15 protein-coding genes are annotated in these 16737 nt (G+C 74.5%); 3 read left to right on the top strand and 12 right to left on the bottom strand.

What is annotated here, in order from left to right; translation table 11 throughout:
* The 5 genes from IN07_RS27015 to IN07_RS00410 all read right to left on the bottom strand — a co-directional run.
* On the bottom strand, positions 1-644 hold a 644-nt coding region (locus tag IN07_RS27015; protein WP_036332426.1), incomplete at its 3' end, for a cold-shock protein.
* A 122-nt stretch (positions 645-766) separates the two neighbouring features.
* Positions 767-1573 carry an alpha/beta hydrolase gene (locus IN07_RS00425; RefSeq protein WP_036332425.1) on the bottom strand — a complete coding sequence of 269 codons (807 nt, stop codon included), beginning with the start codon at positions 1571-1573 and terminating at the stop codon, positions 767-769.
* A 42-nt stretch (positions 1574-1615) separates the two neighbouring features.
* Positions 1616-2389: a nitrilase-related carbon-nitrogen hydrolase gene (locus tag IN07_RS00420; protein WP_036332423.1), complete on the bottom strand. Its 774-nt coding sequence runs from the start codon at positions 2387-2389 to the stop codon at positions 1616-1618.
* Positions 2386-3588: a pyridoxal phosphate-dependent aminotransferase gene (locus tag IN07_RS00415; RefSeq protein ID WP_036332421.1), complete on the bottom strand. Its 1203-nt coding sequence runs from the start codon at positions 3586-3588 to the stop codon at positions 2386-2388. Before IN07_RS00415 ends, IN07_RS00420 begins: the two co-directional genes overlap by 4 nt.
* A gap of 4 nt (positions 3589-3592) precedes the next feature.
* Positions 3593-4459 carry an SDR family oxidoreductase gene (locus IN07_RS00410; RefSeq protein WP_036332419.1) on the bottom strand — a complete coding sequence of 289 codons (867 nt, stop codon included), beginning with the start codon at positions 4457-4459 and terminating at the stop codon, positions 3593-3595.
* Between the two features lie 136 nt (positions 4460-4595).
* Between IN07_RS00410 and IN07_RS00405 the strand changes: the two genes are divergently transcribed.
* Genes IN07_RS00405 through IN07_RS00395 form a run of 3 tightly spaced genes read left to right on the top strand, consistent with a single transcriptional unit; the run spans position 4596 to position 7878 of the window.
* Positions 4596-5195 carry an acyl-CoA-like ligand-binding transcription factor gene (locus IN07_RS00405; protein ID WP_036332417.1) on the top strand — a complete coding sequence of 200 codons (600 nt, stop codon included), beginning with the start codon at positions 4596-4598 and terminating at the stop codon, positions 5193-5195.
* 40 nt (positions 5196-5235) lie between these two features.
* Positions 5236-6927 (top strand): MDR family MFS transporter, encoded by a 1692-nt coding sequence (locus tag IN07_RS00400; RefSeq protein ID WP_036332415.1) that lies wholly within the window; start codon positions 5236-5238, stop codon positions 6925-6927.
* Positions 6928-6930: 3 nt separating this feature from the next.
* Positions 6931-7878 (top strand): nucleoside hydrolase, encoded by a 948-nt coding sequence (locus IN07_RS00395; protein WP_036332413.1) that lies wholly within the window; start codon positions 6931-6933, stop codon positions 7876-7878.
* A 4-nt stretch (positions 7879-7882) separates the two neighbouring features.
* Here the strand turns inward: IN07_RS00395 and IN07_RS00390 are convergent, their stop codons facing one another.
* The 7 genes from IN07_RS00390 to IN07_RS26095 all read right to left on the bottom strand — a co-directional run bounded on the left by IN07_RS00390 (position 7883) and on the right by IN07_RS26095 (position 16708).
* The gene (locus IN07_RS00390) at positions 7883-8899 is read right to left on the bottom strand and encodes a zinc-dependent alcohol dehydrogenase family protein (protein ID WP_036332411.1); all 1017 of its coding nucleotides are present in this window, start codon (positions 8897-8899) and stop codon (positions 7883-7885) included.
* A 73-nt stretch (positions 8900-8972) separates the two neighbouring features.
* Complete coding sequence (locus IN07_RS00385; RefSeq protein WP_036332409.1) at positions 8973-9764, bottom strand: SGNH/GDSL hydrolase family protein; 792 nt, start codon at positions 9762-9764, stop codon at positions 8973-8975.
* On the bottom strand, positions 9761-11992 hold the full coding sequence (locus IN07_RS00380; protein ID WP_036332478.1) for a glycoside hydrolase family 3 C-terminal domain-containing protein: 2232 nt from the start codon (positions 11990-11992) through the stop codon (positions 9761-9763). The genes IN07_RS00385 and IN07_RS00380 overlap by 4 nt, the downstream gene beginning before the upstream one ends.
* 80 nt (positions 11993-12072) lie before the next feature.
* Positions 12073-12660 carry a DUF1349 domain-containing protein gene (locus IN07_RS00375; RefSeq protein WP_036332476.1) on the bottom strand — a complete coding sequence of 196 codons (588 nt, stop codon included), beginning with the start codon at positions 12658-12660 and terminating at the stop codon, positions 12073-12075.
* 66 nt (positions 12661-12726) lie between these two features.
* The gene (locus IN07_RS00370) at positions 12727-14244 is read right to left on the bottom strand and encodes a glycoside hydrolase family 43 protein (protein ID WP_036332407.1); all 1518 of its coding nucleotides are present in this window, start codon (positions 14242-14244) and stop codon (positions 12727-12729) included.
* Between the two features lie 56 nt (positions 14245-14300).
* Positions 14301-15212 (bottom strand): DUF4982 domain-containing protein, encoded by a 912-nt coding sequence (locus tag IN07_RS26100; RefSeq protein ID WP_231557916.1) that lies wholly within the window; start codon positions 15210-15212, stop codon positions 14301-14303.
* A gap of 2 nt (positions 15213-15214) precedes the next feature.
* Positions 15215-16708, bottom strand: a complete 1494-nt coding sequence (locus tag IN07_RS26095) for a glycoside hydrolase family 2 protein (protein WP_231557915.1) — start codon at positions 16706-16708, stop codon at positions 15215-15217.
* Positions 16709-16737: the final 29 nt, after the last annotated feature.

The following is a 16737-nucleotide window of genomic DNA, read 5'->3' as shown; positions in this document are numbered from 1 at the left end:
CCGCCCTCGTCGGGCTCGATGAACCCGAAGCCCTTCTCGGCGTTGAAGAACCGCACGGTGCCCTCGGAACCGCGCCCACCGCGCGGGGCGGGCGCGTCCCGGCGGCCGCGCTCCTCGCGCTGGGGTGCCCGGCCCCCGCCGAGCGGCTGGACCGAGTCGGCCTGCATGCCGCGGTCGCCGGGGCTCGCGGTGTACTCGACCCGCTGGCCCTCCTCCAGACTGCGGTAGCCACCGTCGTCGGCGATGGCGGAGAAGTGCACGAACACGTCGTCCCCGCCCTCGTCGGGCTCGATGAACCCGAAGCCCTTCTCGGCGTTGAACCAGCGGACCGTGCCCTCCGAGCCGCCCCCGCCACTGCGGGGGGCCTGCGGCGCGCGGACCTGCCGGGGGTCGTCGCGGTGCCCGCGCTCCTCACGGGCGGGCCGGCCACCGCCGCCACCCAGGGGCTGGATGGAGTCGGCCTGCATGCCGCGGTCGCCGGCGCTGGCGGTGTACTCGACCCGCTGCCCCTCGTCCAGGCTGCGGAAGCCCCCGTCGTCGGCGATCGCCGAGAAGTGCGCGAACACGTCCTGCCCACCATCGTCGGGCTCGATGAACCCGAAGCCCTTCTCCGCGTTGAACCACTTGACCGTGCCCTGCGGCATCCTCTAGCTCCTGCACATCTCGTCGTCCTCACCTGGTGCGTACCTGCTCCAGGGTCCTCCAGCCTGCCCGCTCTGACGACCCGGCATGCCCACCGGGGGGCACAGCGGCCCGATCTGGCCGGTCAACCGCCCGCCCGGACGAGCCGGTCGACGGCCTCCCGGGCCACCTCCGGGGGCACGGTGTGCCCCCCGTCGAACTCGCGGTAGGTCACCTCGTAGCCGTCCTCCTGCAGCGCCGGGACGATCTGCCGACTGGTCCGCTCCACCCGCAGCACCTCGTCGTCGACCCCGTGCGAGACGAAGACCGGAGGGCGGCCGGTGCGAGGGGCCGGGGGGACGAAGCCCGGCGAGAAGGCGATGACGTCGCTGAACAGGTCGCCGTTGGCCAGCCCCAGGCCGAGTGCGTAGGAGGCGCCGTCGGAGAACCCGGCGACGGCGATCCGTCCGGGGTCGACGGGCAACAGCCCGAACACCTCACGCAGCGCTCGGTCGATCAGCTCGACGTCCGGGCCCCAGTCGCTCCCGATCGCGTCCCACGTGCTCCCGCGGGAGGCCGGGGACAGCAGGAGCAGACCGTGCTCGTCGGCGAGTCCGCGCAGCGGCGCCAGTCCGCCCTCGGCGTTCCCGCCCGCGCCGTGCAGCGTGACCACCAGCGGCGCAGCCTGGTCCACGGGGAGGCCCGGGGGCACGTGGAGCAGCGCGTCCCGGTCCTCGGCCAGGCCCAGCGGGTGGGTGCCGGGGGCCGGTGGCGACCCGGTCGGCGAGACGCTGTCCGGTCGCACGGTCAGCACGGCGGGGTCCGGCGCCGCCTCCCCGCCACCCCCCGGACCAGGGGCACCGCCCTCCTGTCCGTTCCCGCTGCAGGCCGCCAGCAGGGCGGCCCCGGTCAGCTGACCGCAGGCGGCGAGGAACGCGCGGCGGGTGGGCACGGTGCGCCGGTACCCCGGATCGACCCCGGGGGCACCTCCTGCTCAGCTCTTGCGGTCGGCCAGGTGGCGGCGGTCGCCCAGGAACGGGAAGCGGTCCCGGGTGGCGGCCACCTCGGCGGCGTCGACGTCGGCCAGCACGATCGTCTCCACCCCGGAGGCGGTGGCCAGCAGGTCGCCCATCGGGGAGACGATGTGGCTGTCCCCGGCGTGCTCGGTGCCGTCGCCGGCCGTGCCGACCCGGTTGCAGCCGACCACGTACGCCTGGTTCTCGATTGCCCGGGCCTGCAGCAGTGCAGACCAGTGGTGCCGGCGCGGGCTGGGCCAGTTCGCCGGCACCAGGTAGACGTCGGTGTCCGGGGCGGCGCCCCAGAAGACGTCGGCGAAGCGCAGGTCGTAGCAGATGAACGGGGTGATCCGCAGACCGCCGACCTCGACGGTGACCGGGCCGGTGCCGGAGCGGAACCGGGTCCGCTCGTCGGCGAAGGGGTGCAGCTTCCGGTACCGGTGCGCGGTGCCGTCCGGGCCGGCGAGCACGAACGTGTTGTAGGGCAGCTCGCCCTCGACGTCGGTCTCCGGGCAGGTGCCGGCCACCCAGACGCCGTGCTCGGCGGCCTGCGCGGCGAGGAACTCCGACGACGGCCCACCTTCCGGTTCGCCGATCCCGGGCGTCATCGAGAAGCCGGTGGAGAACGTCTCGGTGAGCAGCACCAGCTCCGCCCCGGCACCGACAGCACGGGCCACCTGCGGGGCCAGTCGCGCGAAGTTCGCGTCCCGGTCCTCCCAGACGATGTCGTGCTGCACCGCTGCGATCTTCACGCCAGCCTCCTCAACCGCTGCGCCGCCTCGGCCAGCACCTCGTCCCGCTTGCAGAACGCGAACCGCACGAGGTGCCGTCCCAGCTCCGCGTGCTCCGGTGAGTAGAAGACCACGGTCGGGACGGCGACCACCCCGGCGCGCCCGGGCAGCGACCGGCAGAACGCGATGCCGTCCCCGTCGGGCCGCCGCGGGCGGACGTCGACGGTGGCGAAGTAGGTGGCCTCGGGGCTCACCACCGGCAGCCCGGCGTCGGCCAGCCCGGCCACCAACAGGTCCCGGCGGCGCTGGAGCTCGGCAGCCACCCCGGCGAAGTACGTGTCGGGCAGCCGGAGCCCGGCGGCGATCGCCGGCTGGAACGGGCCGCCGTTGACGAAGGTGAGGTACTGCTTCGCGGTGCGGACCGCCGACACCAGCGCCGCCGGACCGCAGACCCAGCCGGTCTTCCAGCCGGTGGTGTTGAACGTCTTCCCGCCGCTGCTGACCACCAGCGTGCGCTCGCGCATGCCGGGCAGGGTGGCGATCGAGACGTGCTCGGCGCCGGCGAACACCAGGTGCTCGTAGACCTCGTCGGTGAGCACCAGCAGGTCGGCGGCGTCGGCCACCTCCGCCAGCACCGCCAGCTCGGCCCGGGTGAAGACCTTCCCCGTCGGGTTGTGCGGGGTGTTCAGCAGCAGTAGCCGCGCCCGCGGGGTGACCGCCGCGCGCAGCTCGGCCTCGTCGAAGGTCCACCGGCCCGTGGCGACCTCGCCGGAGGAGGCCGGCGGCGGGCGGAGCGGCACCGGGCGCAGCACCCCACCGGCCATCGCGACGGCGGCCGCGTAGCTGTCGTACATCGGCTCGAACAGCACCACCTCGTCGCCGGGCTCGAGCAGACCGAGCAGCGCGGCGGTCAGCGCCTCGGTCGCCCCGGCGGTGACCAGCACCTCGTCGGCCGGGTCGTAGGCCAGGCCCCGGAACCGCTGCTGGTGCTCGGCGATCGCCGCCCGCAGGTCGGGCTGCCCTGGGCCCGGCGGGTACTGGTCGTGCGCCGTGCCGATCGCCGCCCGGGCGACGTCGAGCACTTCGTGCGGGCCCGGCTCGTCTGGGAAGCCCTGGCCCAGGTTGATCGCACCGGTGGCGACGGCCAGCGCGCTCATCTCGGCGAAGACCGTCGTCCCGAAGCCCTGCAGCCGGGAGGCGAGGTGCGGCGCGGAGGTCACCGGCTCATCCTGCCGTGGTCGTGGTCCGCCGCAGCACCTCGGCGAGCGGAGTGGCCGATCGCCCCAGCAGGTCCGGGACGGCGGTGCTGACCGCGGCCATTTCCCCCGCGGCGATCGCCGTGTACGTGGAGACCCAGGCGTCGACCAGCCAGCGGGGCGCCTCGTAGGAGGCCCGCGAGGTGTACGCCTCCTCGACCGTCTCAAGCTGGTAGCGCGCCGGCCGGCCGGTGCCGGCGGCGATCGTCTCGGCGACCTCGGTGAGGGTCAGCGCTGCCGGGCCGGTCAGGTCGTAGCTCGCCCCGGCGTGCGGCGCCGGGTCCTGCAGCACGAGCGCGGCGACGGCGGCGATGTCGTCCAGCGCCACCACCGACGCCCGGCCGTCACCGGCGGGGCCGCGCAGCACGCCGTCCTCGCCGACCATCTCCGGCATGTCGTCGGCGTAGAGCCCGTCGCGCAGGAACGTCGTGGTCAGGCCCAGGGTCCGGGCGTGCTGCTCGGTCGCCCAGTGGTCGCGGGCCAGGAGGAACGTCGCGTCCGGTGCTGCGCCGAGGAAGGACACGTAGACCAGGTGCCCGACGCCGGCGTCGGCCGCCGCGTCCAGGAAGCTGCGGTGCTGCTCGACCCGGTCGGCGGACTCACTCCCCGACACCATCAGCACCGTGTCGACCCCCGCCAGCGCCTCGCGGACGGCCGACCGGTCGGCGTAGGGCGCGACCGACACCGTCGTGCCGGGCAGTTGCGGGGCACGCGCCGGGTCGCGGACCAGCAGCCGCTGGCGCACCCCGGCGTCGGCGAGCAGCCGGGCGACCCGGCCGCCGAGCCGCCCGGTCGACCCGGTCACGGCGAGGGGCGGGAGCTCCGAGTCGGTCACCGGCCGATCCTCGCCGATGACCGCCCGCTCTGCTGGACCACTCCCACACCGGGGAGACGAGGTCCCAACCTCACCGACACACCGTGCAGTCGACGCATGTTTGCAGTGCGTGCACTTTTCCTGGCATGCTCTCGGCGTGACCACGGGCCTGCGCGAGCGCAAGAAGCAGGCCACCCGCGCGGCGCTGCACGAGTCGGCGCTGCGACTGGTCGCCGAGCGCGGGCTGGACCGGGTGTCGGTCGACGACATCGCCGCCGACGCCGACGTCTCACCCCGCACCTTCTTCAACTACTTCCCGTCCAAGGACGACGCGGTCATCGGCCTGGACCCGGAGCACCCACTCCGCCTGGCCGAGGCACTGTCCGCCCGGCCGGCGACCGAGACGCCCGTCCAGGCGCTGCGCGCGGTGCACGCCGCCGAGGCCGCGCGGATGGCCGCGGAGACCGAGTTGTGGCCGCTGCGGCTGCAGGTCGTCGACGCGCACCCGGCGCTGGCCGCCCGGCTCACCGCCTCCTTCGCCCGGAGTGAGCAGGTGCTGGCCGAGTGGCTCGCCGCCCGCACCGGCACCCGGGCTGAGCTGGACGTCCAGCCCACCCTGCTCGCCGCCGTCCAGGGCTCGGTGATGCGCAGCGCGCTGCACCGCTGGCGGGCCGGTGACTACACCGCATCGCTGCCCGCCCTCGTCGCCGAGGGCTGGGACCAGGTCGAGGCGGGCTTCCCCGCCCCGCGCCACTGACCCGACCGACCATCCCCCCGCACCACCCCTGAGGAGCTCCATGTCCAGCGCGCCCACCGCCGCGCCGCCCATCGTCCTGACCCGCCGGCGGATCAACACCATCTTCGGCGCGCTGCTGGCCGGCATGCTGATGGCCGCGCTGGACCAGACGATCATCTCGACTGCGATGCCGACGATCGTCGGTGAGCTCGGCGGCGTCTCGCACATGGCCTGGATGACCACCGCCTACCTGCTGGCGACCACCCTGGTCATGCCGGTCTACGGCAAGTTCGGCGACCTGTTCGGCCGGCGCACGCTGTTCCTGGTGGCGATCGGGCTGTTCACCGCCGCCAGCCTGGGGGCCGCGCTGGCGCCGGACTTCGGCTGGCTGGTGTTCTGGCGGGGCGTGCAGGGCCTCGGCGGCGGCGGGCTGATGATCCTGTCCCAGGCGATCATCGCCGACATCGTCCCGGCCCGGGAGCGGGCGAAGTACATGGGCCCGATCGGTGCGCTGTTCGGGCTCTCCGCCGTCGCCGGGCCGCTGGTCGGCGGGTTCTTCACCGACTCGGGGACACTGGGCTGGCGCTGGTGCTTCTGGGTCAACGTCCCGATCGGGCTGGCCGCCTTCGCCGTCGGCTGGGCCGCGCTGACCCTGCCGCGCAAGCGGAACACCACACCGCTGGACCTCGCCAGCATCCTCACCCTGTCGGTCGCCACCACGTCGCTGGTGCTGGCCACCGACATCGGCGGCAGCGAGGGCTGGGGTTCCTGGCAGGTGCTGGCGCTGCTGGCGGTGCTCGCCTGCTCGATCGCGGCGTTCGTGCTGGTGGAGCGGCGGGCGGTGGAGCCGATCGTCCCGCTGTCGCTGTTCCGCAACCCCACCTTCGTGGTGGCCACCGCGCTGGGCATGGCCGTGGGCCTGGGCATGTTCTCCGCGATCGCCTTCATGCCCACCTACCTGCAGATGAGCTCGGGCCTGTCGGCGGCGAACTCCGGCCTGCTGATGCTGCCGATGACCGCCGGGATCATCCTGACCATCCAGAGCTCGGCCGCGGTCATCATGCGCACCGGCCGCTACAAGGTGTTCACCGTCGCCGGGGTCGCGCTGATCCTGGCGGCGATGCTCTGGATGACCACGCTGGCCGGGGACACCGCGCTGTGGACCGTCGGCGCGATGTTCTTCCTGCTCGGCGCCGGGCTCGGGCTCATCATGCAGAACGTCGTGCTGGCCGCGCAGAACGCCGTCCCCGCCGCGCAGATCGGCACCGCCACCTCGACGAACAACTACTTCCGCGAGGTGGGCGCGGTGCTGGGCGTCGCCGTCTTCGGCACCCTGTTCACCAGCCGGCTGGGCGACCGGCTCGGCGAGGCCCTGGCCGGCAACCCCGAGCAGGCGGTGCAGGCGGGGATCACCTCCCCGGACACGCTGGTGCCGACGGCGGTCGAGGCCGCGGGTGAGCCGCTGCGCACCGCGATCGTGGACGCCTACGCCGACGCCCTGGCGCCGGTGTTCTGGTACCTGGTGCCGATCCTCGTCCTCGCGCTGCTGCTGGCCCTCGCGCTCCGCGAGGTGCCGCTGTCCGACGTCGCCGGGATGGTCGCCCGCGGCGAGGCCGTGTCGTCGGAGGCGGAGCTGGCCGCCCTGCGCGCCGACCCCGGGACCGACGAGCCCGTCCTGGTGGTCGAGCAGGGCGGCGGCCAGGACGACGACGCGTCACGCCGCGCCCAGGGCGCTTCTCACATGGAGGTCTGACCGATGAACCAGCCCCGCATCCGCGTCGTCGTCGACAACGACTTCAGCGGTGACCCCGACGGCCTCGTCCAGCTCGCGCACCACGCGCTCTCACCGTCGGTCGACCTGCGGCTGGTCATCGGCTCGCACCTGCGGCCCGGTGACCACTTCGACCCCTCGGACACCACTGCCGACAACGCCGCCGAGCTCGCCCGCGAGGTGCTCGCGCTGGCCGGCCGCCCCGACGTCCCCGTCCTCGCCGGGTCCAACGTCGGTCTGACCGACCGGGTGACGCCGATCCGGTCCGCGGCGGCCGAGGCGCTGGTCGCCGAGGCCATGCGCACCGACGTCGACAGCCCGCTGTACGTCTGCGCGGGTGCCGGGCTCACCGAGGTCGCCAGTGCCTGGCTGATCGAGCCGCGGATCGCCGAGCGGCTCACGCTGGTCTGGATCGGCGGCCCCGAGCACCCCGGCCTGGCCGAGCCGCCAGTGGGCGCGATGCCGATCGAGTACAACCTGCTCATCGACGTGCTGGCCGGGTCCATCTTGTTCGGCGACTCCGCCGTCCCGATCTGGCAGGTGCCGCGCGACGCCTACCGGCAGACGCTGGCCACCTTCGCCGAGCTGCAGCTGCGGATGGCCGAGCACGGGCCGCTGGGTGCGCGGCTGTTCGCCGCGCTGGACGGCCTCCGTACGGAGGCCCTCCAGCACGGGTTCGACCTCGGCGAGACCTACATCCTCGGCGACAGCCCGCTGGTGCTGCTCACCGCGCTGCAGTCGGCGTTCGAGCCGGACCCCTCCTCGAGTCGGCACGTCGTCCGGGACACGCCAGGGATCTCTGCGGACGAGCAGTACACCACCGTTCCCGGTGCGCGGCCGATGCGCATCTACACCCACCTCGACTGCCGGCTGATGATCGAGGACCTGTTCGCCAAGGTGCAGCTGCACGCCCGAGCCGAGGGGAGCTCCTGACCGGTCAGGGCGTCAGCAGCGCCTTGACCGCGCGGCGCTCGTCCATCGCGCGGTAGCCCTCCGCGGCCTGGTCCAGCGGCAGGGTCAGGTCGAACACCCGGCCCGGGTCGATCGTCCCGGACCAGACCCGGTCGATGAGGTCGGGCAGGAAGCGGCGCACGGGGGCGGGGCCGCCGTGCAGCCGCACCATCGTGGAGAACAGCTGCCGCCCGGTGATCTCCACGCCGTGCGGGACGCCGACGAACCCGACGCCGCCACCGGGGCGGGTGGAGCGGATGGCCTGGTCCATCGACTCCCCGGTGCCCACGCACTCCAGGACGGCGTCGGCCCCCACCCCGTCGGTGAGGTCCCGGATCCGCGCGACACCCTCGTCCCCGCGTTCGGTCACGATGTCGGTCGCACCGAACCCGGTGGCCAGCCGCTGCCGCGGTTCGTGCCGGCTCATGGCGATGATCCGCTCGGCCCCCAGCTGGGCGGCCGACAGCACGCCGAGCAGGCCGACGGCGCCGTCCCCCACCACCGCGACGGTCATCCCCGGCTGCACGCCGGCGGCGACGGCGGCGAACCAGCCGGTGGCCATGACGTCGGAGAGGGTGAGCAGGCTGGGCAGCAGCTCCGCCGACGGCACCTCGGGCGTGGCGACCAGGGTGCCGTCGGCGTGCGGCACCCGCAGCAGCTCGGCCTGGGCGCCGGTGACGCCCACCCGGTGCGCGCAGGCGCTCTGGTACCCCGCCCGGCAGTGCGCGCAGGTGCCGTCGGAGGCGATGAACGGCACGATCACGAACTGGCCGGGGCGCACCGTGGTGACGTCGCTGCCGACCTCCTCGACGATCCCGCAGTACTCGTGACCGATGGGCGTCGGCTCGGTCACCTCGTTGATGCCGCGGTAGGGCCACAGGTCGGAGCCGCACACGCAGGTGGCGGAGGCCCGGACCACGGCGTCGGTGGGCTCCACGACCCGCGGGTCCTCGAGCTGCTCGACGCGGACGTCGCCGGGGGCGTGCAGGACTGCTCCGCGCATGGGGGCGGTGTTCCTCTCGGAGTGCGGGTCGGACCCGTGCTCCTTGCCCGCCCCCGCCGGGACGAACCGCCGGTCAGCGCGCGGGGTGGGCCGACAGCTGCTCGACCAGCAGGTCCGCGACGGCGCGCATCCCGGCCGCGTTCGGGTGGTAGGGGGCGACCCCGCCGCCCAGCAGGTCACCGAACACCCAGCCGGTGACCCACGGCTCCGCCGACCCGACGGCGTGGTCGCGGGAGGCGGCCGAGGCCGCCACCAGGTCGGCACCGGTGACGCGGGCGGCCGCCGCGGTCGCCGCCTCGAGCCGCCGGCCGACGTCGGCGCACAGCAGGCGGTGCTCCTCGCTCATCGGGAAGGCGGGGGTGGCCTGCTCCGGCACCACGGTGAGGTAGTCGACCAGCACGACCCTGGCCCGGGGCGCCCGCCGGCGGACCTCGCCGACCAGCTGGGCCAGCCGGTCCGGCAGGTCCGCCAGCGCCGCGTGGACCGCGGCCGGGTCGATCGGGGTGCCGAAGAACGCCCGGGCCGGCAGCGGCACGCCCTCCGGGTCGGCCCGGGCCGAGCAGCGCAGCAGGGTGAGCAGGTAGTCGACGTCGTTCCCGCCGACGGTGACGGTCACCAGGTCGGCGTCCGGGCCGACCGCCTCGACCTGCGGCGGCACGGTGCCACCGGTCAGCAGCGCCTGCGGCCGGGTGAGGACGTCGTCGATCGTCGCCCCGCCCGAGCTGACGTCGACCAGGTCGTACCCGAGCCGCTCGGCGGCCAGCTGCGCGTAGTTGCGGCCCGACCGCGCGCACTCGGGGACCAGGATCGGGTCGATGCCGGGGCCGGCGGCGAAGGAGCTGCCCAGGGCGACGTAGCTGGTCACCGGGCGGCCCGGGCCGCCGCCATCAGCCGCTCGAGCTCCTCGGCGGGGATCGCCCCACCGAAGTCCGCGGCGAACCGGCGCATCGGCATGGAGCCGATCATCTGCAGCATCCCCGCGTGCATCTCCGCGGCACCCTCGGGCATCGTCGCCAGGAAGCCCTCCAGCAGCTGCGGGCCGGCGACCGGGTGCTCGAACCACTCGGCGACCGACGACTGCAGGGTCAGCTCCCGCACGACGACGTCCCCGGCGAGGTCGATCGTCCGCTCGTCGACGACGTCGGTGGCGCTGCGGCCGATCTGCACGGTGTGCTCCCCCGGTGCGACGACCCAGGCGTGCTCCCGGACGTCCCAGTACGCGAACGCCCGGCGGTCCAGCTCGAACGCCACCGTCGTCGACTCCCCCGCCGCCAGCGAGACCTTGGTGAAGGCGCGCAGCTCGCGGGCGGGCCGCCGCACCGGTCCGGCGGTGGTCGCGACGTAGACCTGCACGACGTGCCGGCCGGCCCGCGCGCCGGTGTTGGTGAGCGTCAGGGTCACCGTGGCCGCGTCGTCCCCGACGGCCCGGACCTGCAGGTCGCTCGTCTCGAACGTCGTGTAGCTCAGCCCGTGGCCGAACGGGTACCGCACCGGGCGGTCGACGGTGACGAACTGGCGGTAGCCGACCATCACGCCCTCGGCGTAGCGGACGTGGCCCTGCTCCCCCGGGAAGTCGAGGAAGCTGGGGGTGTCCGCCAGCCGCAGCGGGATGGTCTCGGCCAGCCGGCCCGACGGGTCGGCGGCGCCGGTGAGCAGGTCGGCCAGCGCACTGCCGCCGGCCTGGCCGAGCAGGAAGCCGGCGAGCACGGCGTCGACGTCGTCGTGCCAGCCCTCCAGGGAGACCACGCTGCCCGAGGAGAGGACGACGACCGTGCGGGCGCTGACCGCGGCCACCGCGCGGATCAACTGCACCTGCGCCGCGGGCAGGCCGAGGTGGGTGCGGTCGACGCCCTCGGTCTCGTCGGCCTCGGCCAGCCCGGCGAAGACCACGGTGACCTCTGCGTCTCTGGCCAGGCCGACGGCCTCCTCGCGCAGGGCGGTGGCGTCACCGGCGCCGTCGAGGGCGTACCCGGGCGCGAAGGTGAGGTCCGGGTGCACGGCCCGCAGCGCGGTGAGCGCGTCGTCGACCCGGGTGGCGTTGACGTGCGAGCTGCCGCCGCCCTGGAACCGCGGCGTCCGGGCGAACTCGCCGACCACGGCGACCCGCTGCCCGGCGGCCAGCGGCAGCGCGCCGGCCTCGTTCTTCAGCAGCACCGCGCAGCCGGTTGCGAGTTCGCGGGCCAGCGCATGGTGGGCGTCGGCGTCGAAACCGTCGGTCGGCTCGGCGACGTACCCGGCCAGCCCTGCGACCCGGCGGACGCTGCGGTCGACGACGGCCTCGTCCAGCCGGCCGCTGCGCACGGCGTCCACGACCAGGGCGTTGCCGGCGCCGTGGTCACCGGGCATCTGCAGGTCCAGGCCCGCCTCGAGTGCGGCGACCCGGTCGTCGACCGCGCCCCAGTCGGAGACGACGGCCCCGGTGAAGCCCCACTCCTCGCGCAGCACCTCGGTGAGCAGCCAGTGGTGCTGGGAGGCGTAGACCCCGTTCACCTTGTTGTAGGCGCACATCACCGTGGCCGGCTGGGCCTCGGTGACCACCCGCTCGAAGGCCGGCAGGTAGATCTCGCGCAGCGTGCGCTCATCGACGTCGGCGCTGACCTGCATGCGCTGCGTCTCCTGGTTGTTGGCCGCGAAGTGCTTGACCGACGCGCCCACGCCGGCACCCTGCTGGCCGCGGACGTGCGCGGCGCCGAGCACCCCGGCCAACAGCGGGTCCTCGGAGTAGTACTCGAAGTTGCGGCCGCACAGCGGCGACCGCTTGATGTTCACCCCCGGCCCGAGGACGACGGGCACGCCGATCGCACGGGCCTCGACCCCGATCGCAGCCCCGATCCGCTCGGCCACCTCCGGGTCCCAGCTGGACCCCACGGCGACGGCCGGCGGGAAGCAGGTGGCCGGCACGCTCTCGATGAGGCCGATCTGGTCGAGGTCGCCCACCTGCCGGCGCACCCCGTGCGGTCCGTCGGTGAGCACCACCGAGGGCAGCCCGGCCGCCTCGACCGGCGGGGTGGACCAGAAGTCCTGGCCGGAGAGGAGGGCCGCCTTCTGCTCCAGCGGCAGTGCGGTCGGGTCGGACGGCGTGGTGGGGGTCACCACCCGATCCTGCCGATCGCCGGCCGCCCGCGTCGCCGCGGATGCCATCCAGCGGTAGACGGCACGCTCATACGGGCTGCTCAGTGCAGGGCGGTGTCGGCCGGCCCGGTGGCCCAGCGCCGGAAGCGGACGACGAGGCCGGCCCGGGTGGGGGCACAGCAGTACGGCCCGGCCTGCACCTCGGCGTCCGGCGGGAACCAGGCGACCCGGACCAGCCGGAACGGCTCGTCGTCGGCCCGGGCCCGCACCGTGACCGCGTCGCCGGCCCGGCTGGCCCGCACCGTTACCCGGCGGCCGGCCCAGTCGGGCACCGGCGCCACGGACCAGTCCGAGCGGCCGAGGGTGACGACGGCGCCGACCTGCGGCGCCCCGTCGGAGAACTCGACGCCGGCCTTGAGCCAGGTCTCCGCACCGGCCCGCAGCATCAGGCCGGCCTGGTCGAACTGCTGGTCGAAGTCGACGTCGAAGGCCACCTCGACCGCCCCGTCCAGCCGGCCCAGCAGTGCGTGGGCGTCGTCGTGGACGAAGCCGTAGGAGGTGTGCCGCCAGGCGTCGCTGCCCTCGGCTGCGGTGACCAGCAGGTCGGTGCCGTCATCGGTGGCCGCGACCGGCGGCGTCGTCCACGAGCCCGCGGCCCACGGCTGGACCCGGCTGCCGTCGTCCGTCATGCCGGCACGGTAGCCGCGTCCCGAGGCTCGCGCGCTTGCCATGGCGGTCGGGATGCCGCCCCTCGCCTACTCCTCGCAGCCCGTGTACCTCAGCTCGGCGAAGGTGACCGTGCCCTCGACGGCGTACAGACCCAGGACCCGGCCGGTGAAGGACACGGCCGCCTCAGCGCTCCAGTGCCGGCCGTCGAGCTCGGCGAGCTCGGCCGTCTCCTCCCCGCTGAACGCGACGAGGCGGATCCGGTCCCCACCGAGCGCCTCGGGGGTGAACCCGGTCGGCGGTGGCGTCATCTCCATCCGGAGGGACACCTCACCGGCGGGGAAGGTGTGCGACCAGCTCTGGGTGAGGCCGGTGACGACCGCTCGCCCGGTGACGGTGGTCGTGGTGCCGTCGCAGCGGGCCTCCAGCTCGACGTGCTGGGCCTCGGAGTAGCGCGCCGCCAGTCCACCGACCCCACGGCTGGCGTCGATCCGGGTGGAGACGGCTGCGGTCAGGTGCCGCTGGCGGCGCCCGAGGAAGCACGGCCGGGTGCTGCCCAGCGTCGACCCGTCGCCGGTGAGGGCCAGCCGGCCGGGGCTCTCGGTCGTCGAGGCGACCTCGTCCGGCGTCCGGCGGACGCCCAGCCACCCGGGGTCGGCCAGGGCCGCGGGGTCGGAGAAGTCGAAGACCTCCTCGTCCACGCCCGGACGCGGAGCCAGTTCGACCGGCGCGGGGAACGGCCAGTCGTCGACCCACGCGACGTCGGTCGCGAACGTCTCCCGGCCGAGCGGGGAGAAGGCGCGGGTGAGGCCCAGCGGCCGGACACCCAGCAGGACGAGGGCGGACCCGCCGTCGGGGGTGTCGACCAGGTCGGCGTGGCCGGTGTTCTGGATCGGGCACCTGGTGCCACGGGCGGTCAGCACGGGGTTGGCCGGGCACGGCTCGAAGGGCCCCTGCGGGGAGTGGCTGCGCGCGACGCTCACGGCGTGGCCACGCTCGGTGCCGCCCTCGGCGATGACCAGGTACCACCAGTCGCCGCGCCGGTGCAGGTGCGGAGCCTCCGGGAACATCGCCCCCGTTCCCGACCACAGCGACCTGGGCGGTTCCAGTGCCCTGCCCGCGGCCAGGTCGACCCGCACCTGCTGGATCCCGTGGTGCGCTTCGAGGTCCTCCCCCGTGGTGCCCAGCCCTGAGTAGGTGACGTAGGCCGTGCCGTCGTCGTCCCAGGCGAGGTCGGGGTCGATCCCGTCGATCCCGTCGATCGTCGTGCCGTCGCTCCACGGGCCCGCCGGGTCCGTCGCGGTGAACACCACGCAGCCGCGGGGGCTCATCGCGACGGTGACGATGACGAAGTACACGCCGTTGCGGTGGCGGATCGTCGGCGCCCACACGCCGCACCCGGTGACCACGCCCTCGACCTGCACCTGCTCCGGGCGGGTGGCGACGTTGCCCACGTGCGTCCACTCCACCAGGTCGGTGCTGCGGTACACCGGCAACCCCGGCAGGTACTCGAAGCTGGAGGTCACAAGGTGGTAGACGCCGTCGACGAGGACGACGCTGGGATCGGGGTTGAAGCCGGCGATCAGCGGGTTGGGGCGGGCGGTCACGGGAAGTCCTCCGTGCGGACGGTCGTCGGTCGAGGTCGGGAGCGTCGGGGTCGAGCTCACCGGGCGGTCACCGTCACCGTCGCCGGGGCGCAGCCCTCGGCCGTCGCGGTCACGATGATGGTGCCGGCGCCGGTCGGGCGGACGATGGCGAGCACCCGGCCGTCGAAGGTCGTGTGCACGGCGTCGAGGTAGGACTCCGCCGTCGCCGGCGCCGCGCTGCCCAGCCCGGCCAGCGTGCCCGCCCCCTCGACGGTCACCGTGACCTGGCGGTCCACCCCGAGTGCGACGGTCCCGGCGGCGTCGGTGAGCGCGAGCGCGACGAAGGCCAGGTCTGCGTCGTCGGCCCGCAGCACCGTGCGGTCGGCGGTGGCCAGGAGCCCGACCGGTCCCGACGCCGGCCGCAGGACCGTGCGCCCGGTCTCCGCGCCACCCGTGCGGGCCACGGCCACCAGGTCCTCCGGGGCCCACGGCACGGTGAACTCCGCCCGGAACCGGTGCGCCTCCCCCGCCGGGGCGGTGCCCAGCGACCGGTTGCCCAGCAGCAGCTCCACCTCCTCGGCGTCGCTGTAGACCTCGACGGTCAGCGGGACGCCCTCGGCACCGGTGAAGGCCCAGTCGGCCACCGAGTCCGCCCACGCCCACGGCGTCGAGACCGTCGTCCGCCCCGACCGCTCGGGCCGGACGACGGCGATCGCCGGTGCGGTGCGCAGCCCGAACACGGTCTCCCGGTAGTAGGACGCCGGCCGGCGGTGCCCGGTGATGTCGAGGTCGCCGCACCAGGCGAGCAACCACGGGAAGGGCCCGTGGAAGCCGCCGGCGGCCGGGTCCTCGCTGTCGGCGACCCGGCCGATGCCGGCCTCGCCGAGGTAGTCCCAGCCGGTCCAGGTGAAGTCACCGATGACGTGCGGGTGGTCCTGGACCAGTCGCCAGAGCCGGTCGATCTTGGTGGCGAAGGTCTCCGAGCCCACGATCACCCGGCGCGGGAACAGCTCCCGGTCGATCGCGTACGGGCCTCCATGTAGTTCATCCCGGCGACGTCGAGCACGTCGAAGGACTCCTCGGTGCGCCGGGCGACCAGCTCGGTGCCCGACAGGTGGTCCATGAACTCACCCATGTCGGTGAGCATCGTGTTGATGCCCAGCTCGGCTGCCTGGGGGCCCCGGGCCTCCTCGATGACGGCCAGCATCGCGTTGACCCCGTTCGTGACGAACCGGGTGGGGTCCTCGGCGCGGACGGCCTCGGCCAGCCGGCGCGACCACAGCGCGCCGTGCGGGTCGGACACCTCGGGGATCTCGTTGCCGATGGACCACAGCACGATGCTGGGGTGGTTGGCCCCGCGCCGGACCATGGAGGCGACGTCGGACCGCCAGGTGTCGGCGAAGTGACCGGCGTCGTCCTCGATGGACTTGCCGTGGGTCCAGGTGTCGGTGAGCTCGTCCATCACCAGCACGCCCACCCGGTCGCAGGCGGCGAGCATGGCTCGGCTCATCGGGTTGTGCGAGCTGCGCAGTGCGTTGAACCCGGCCGCCGCCAGCAGCTCCACCCGACGTTCGTCGGCCCGGCCGATCGCGGCCGAGCCCAGCACGCCGTTGTCGCTGTGCACGCACGCCCCGCGCAGGAGCACCGTCTGGCCGTTGATCCGCAGTCCCCGGTCGGGGTCCAGGGACAGGGTCCGCAGGCCGGTGGTGACCGTCTCGGTGTCGGTCTCGATGTCGCCGTCGAGCAGCACCGCCTCGACGGTGTGCAGCCGCGGCGACGTCGGGCTCCACGGCGCCGGGTCGGCCACCAGCAGCCGCTGGCGGACGACCGCGGGCTCCCCCGGCAGCACGGTGACCGGCGAGACAGCCTCGGCCACCACGGCCCCGGCGTCGTCGACCAGCCGGACACGCAGGGTCCGGCTGGCCAGTCCCCGCCCGGCGTGCACGACGGTCGAGGCGACCGAGACGACGGCGCGCGAGCCGTCGAGCTCCTCGGTGACCACCCGGACACCGTCGGCGGCCAGGTGCACCAGTGGGCCGCGCAGCAGGTGCACCGGACGGTGGATGCCGGCGCCGGCGTACCAGCGGGCGTCCCTGCCGGCCCGGCACAGCACGCGGACCTCGTCGGTCCCGTCGTACCGGAGGTGGTCGGCCAGCGGGACGACGGCCTCGGTCCAGCCCGACGACCAGGTGGCGGCGAGCTGACCGTTCACCAGCACCCGGGCCGAGCGGTACACGCCCTCGAAGTGCAGGGCGAGCACCTGGTCGCGGTCGTCGCCGGTCACCGGCAGCACCGCCCGGTAGTCCACGGCGGTGGGCGGGAAGTAGCCCGCGCCGGGGCCGTGCTCGGCATCGCGCGGCTGGCCGAGGGTGGCGTCGTGCGGGAGCACGACGTCCCGCCACGGCTGGGCGGCACCGTGCATCTCGGCGAAGGAGTTGGCGTGCGGCCGGAACTGCCAGCCGGTGGTGAACGGGGTGCGGCGCATGGCTGCCCTCTCGAGTGGGGAACGAGGTC

The sequence above is a fragment of the Modestobacter caceresii genome (assembly GCF_000761485.1).
GTDB classification, from domain to species: domain Bacteria; phylum Actinomycetota; class Actinomycetes; order Mycobacteriales; family Geodermatophilaceae; genus Modestobacter; species Modestobacter caceresii.
This window is presented reverse-complemented; position numbering and strand designations above follow the sequence as displayed.

Coding starts and splice junctions, on each gene's coding strand:
- IN07_RS00400 (WP_036332415.1), top strand. CDS start 5,236: ATGTCCAGCGCGCCCACCGCCGCGCCGCCCATCGTCCTGACCCGCCGG.
- IN07_RS00395 (WP_036332413.1), top strand. CDS start 6,931: ATGAACCAGCCCCGCATCCGCGTCGTCGTCGACAACGACTTCAGCGGT.
- IN07_RS00390 (WP_036332411.1), bottom strand. CDS start 8,899: ATGCGCGGAGCAGTCCTGCACGCCCCCGGCGACGTCCGCGTCGAGCAG.
- IN07_RS00375 (WP_036332476.1), bottom strand. CDS start 12,660: ATGACGGACGACGGCAGCCGGGTCCAGCCGTGGGCCGCGGGCTCGTGG.
- IN07_RS26095 (WP_231557915.1), bottom strand. CDS start 16,708: ATGCGCCGCACCCCGTTCACCACCGGCTGGCAGTTCCGGCCGCACGCC.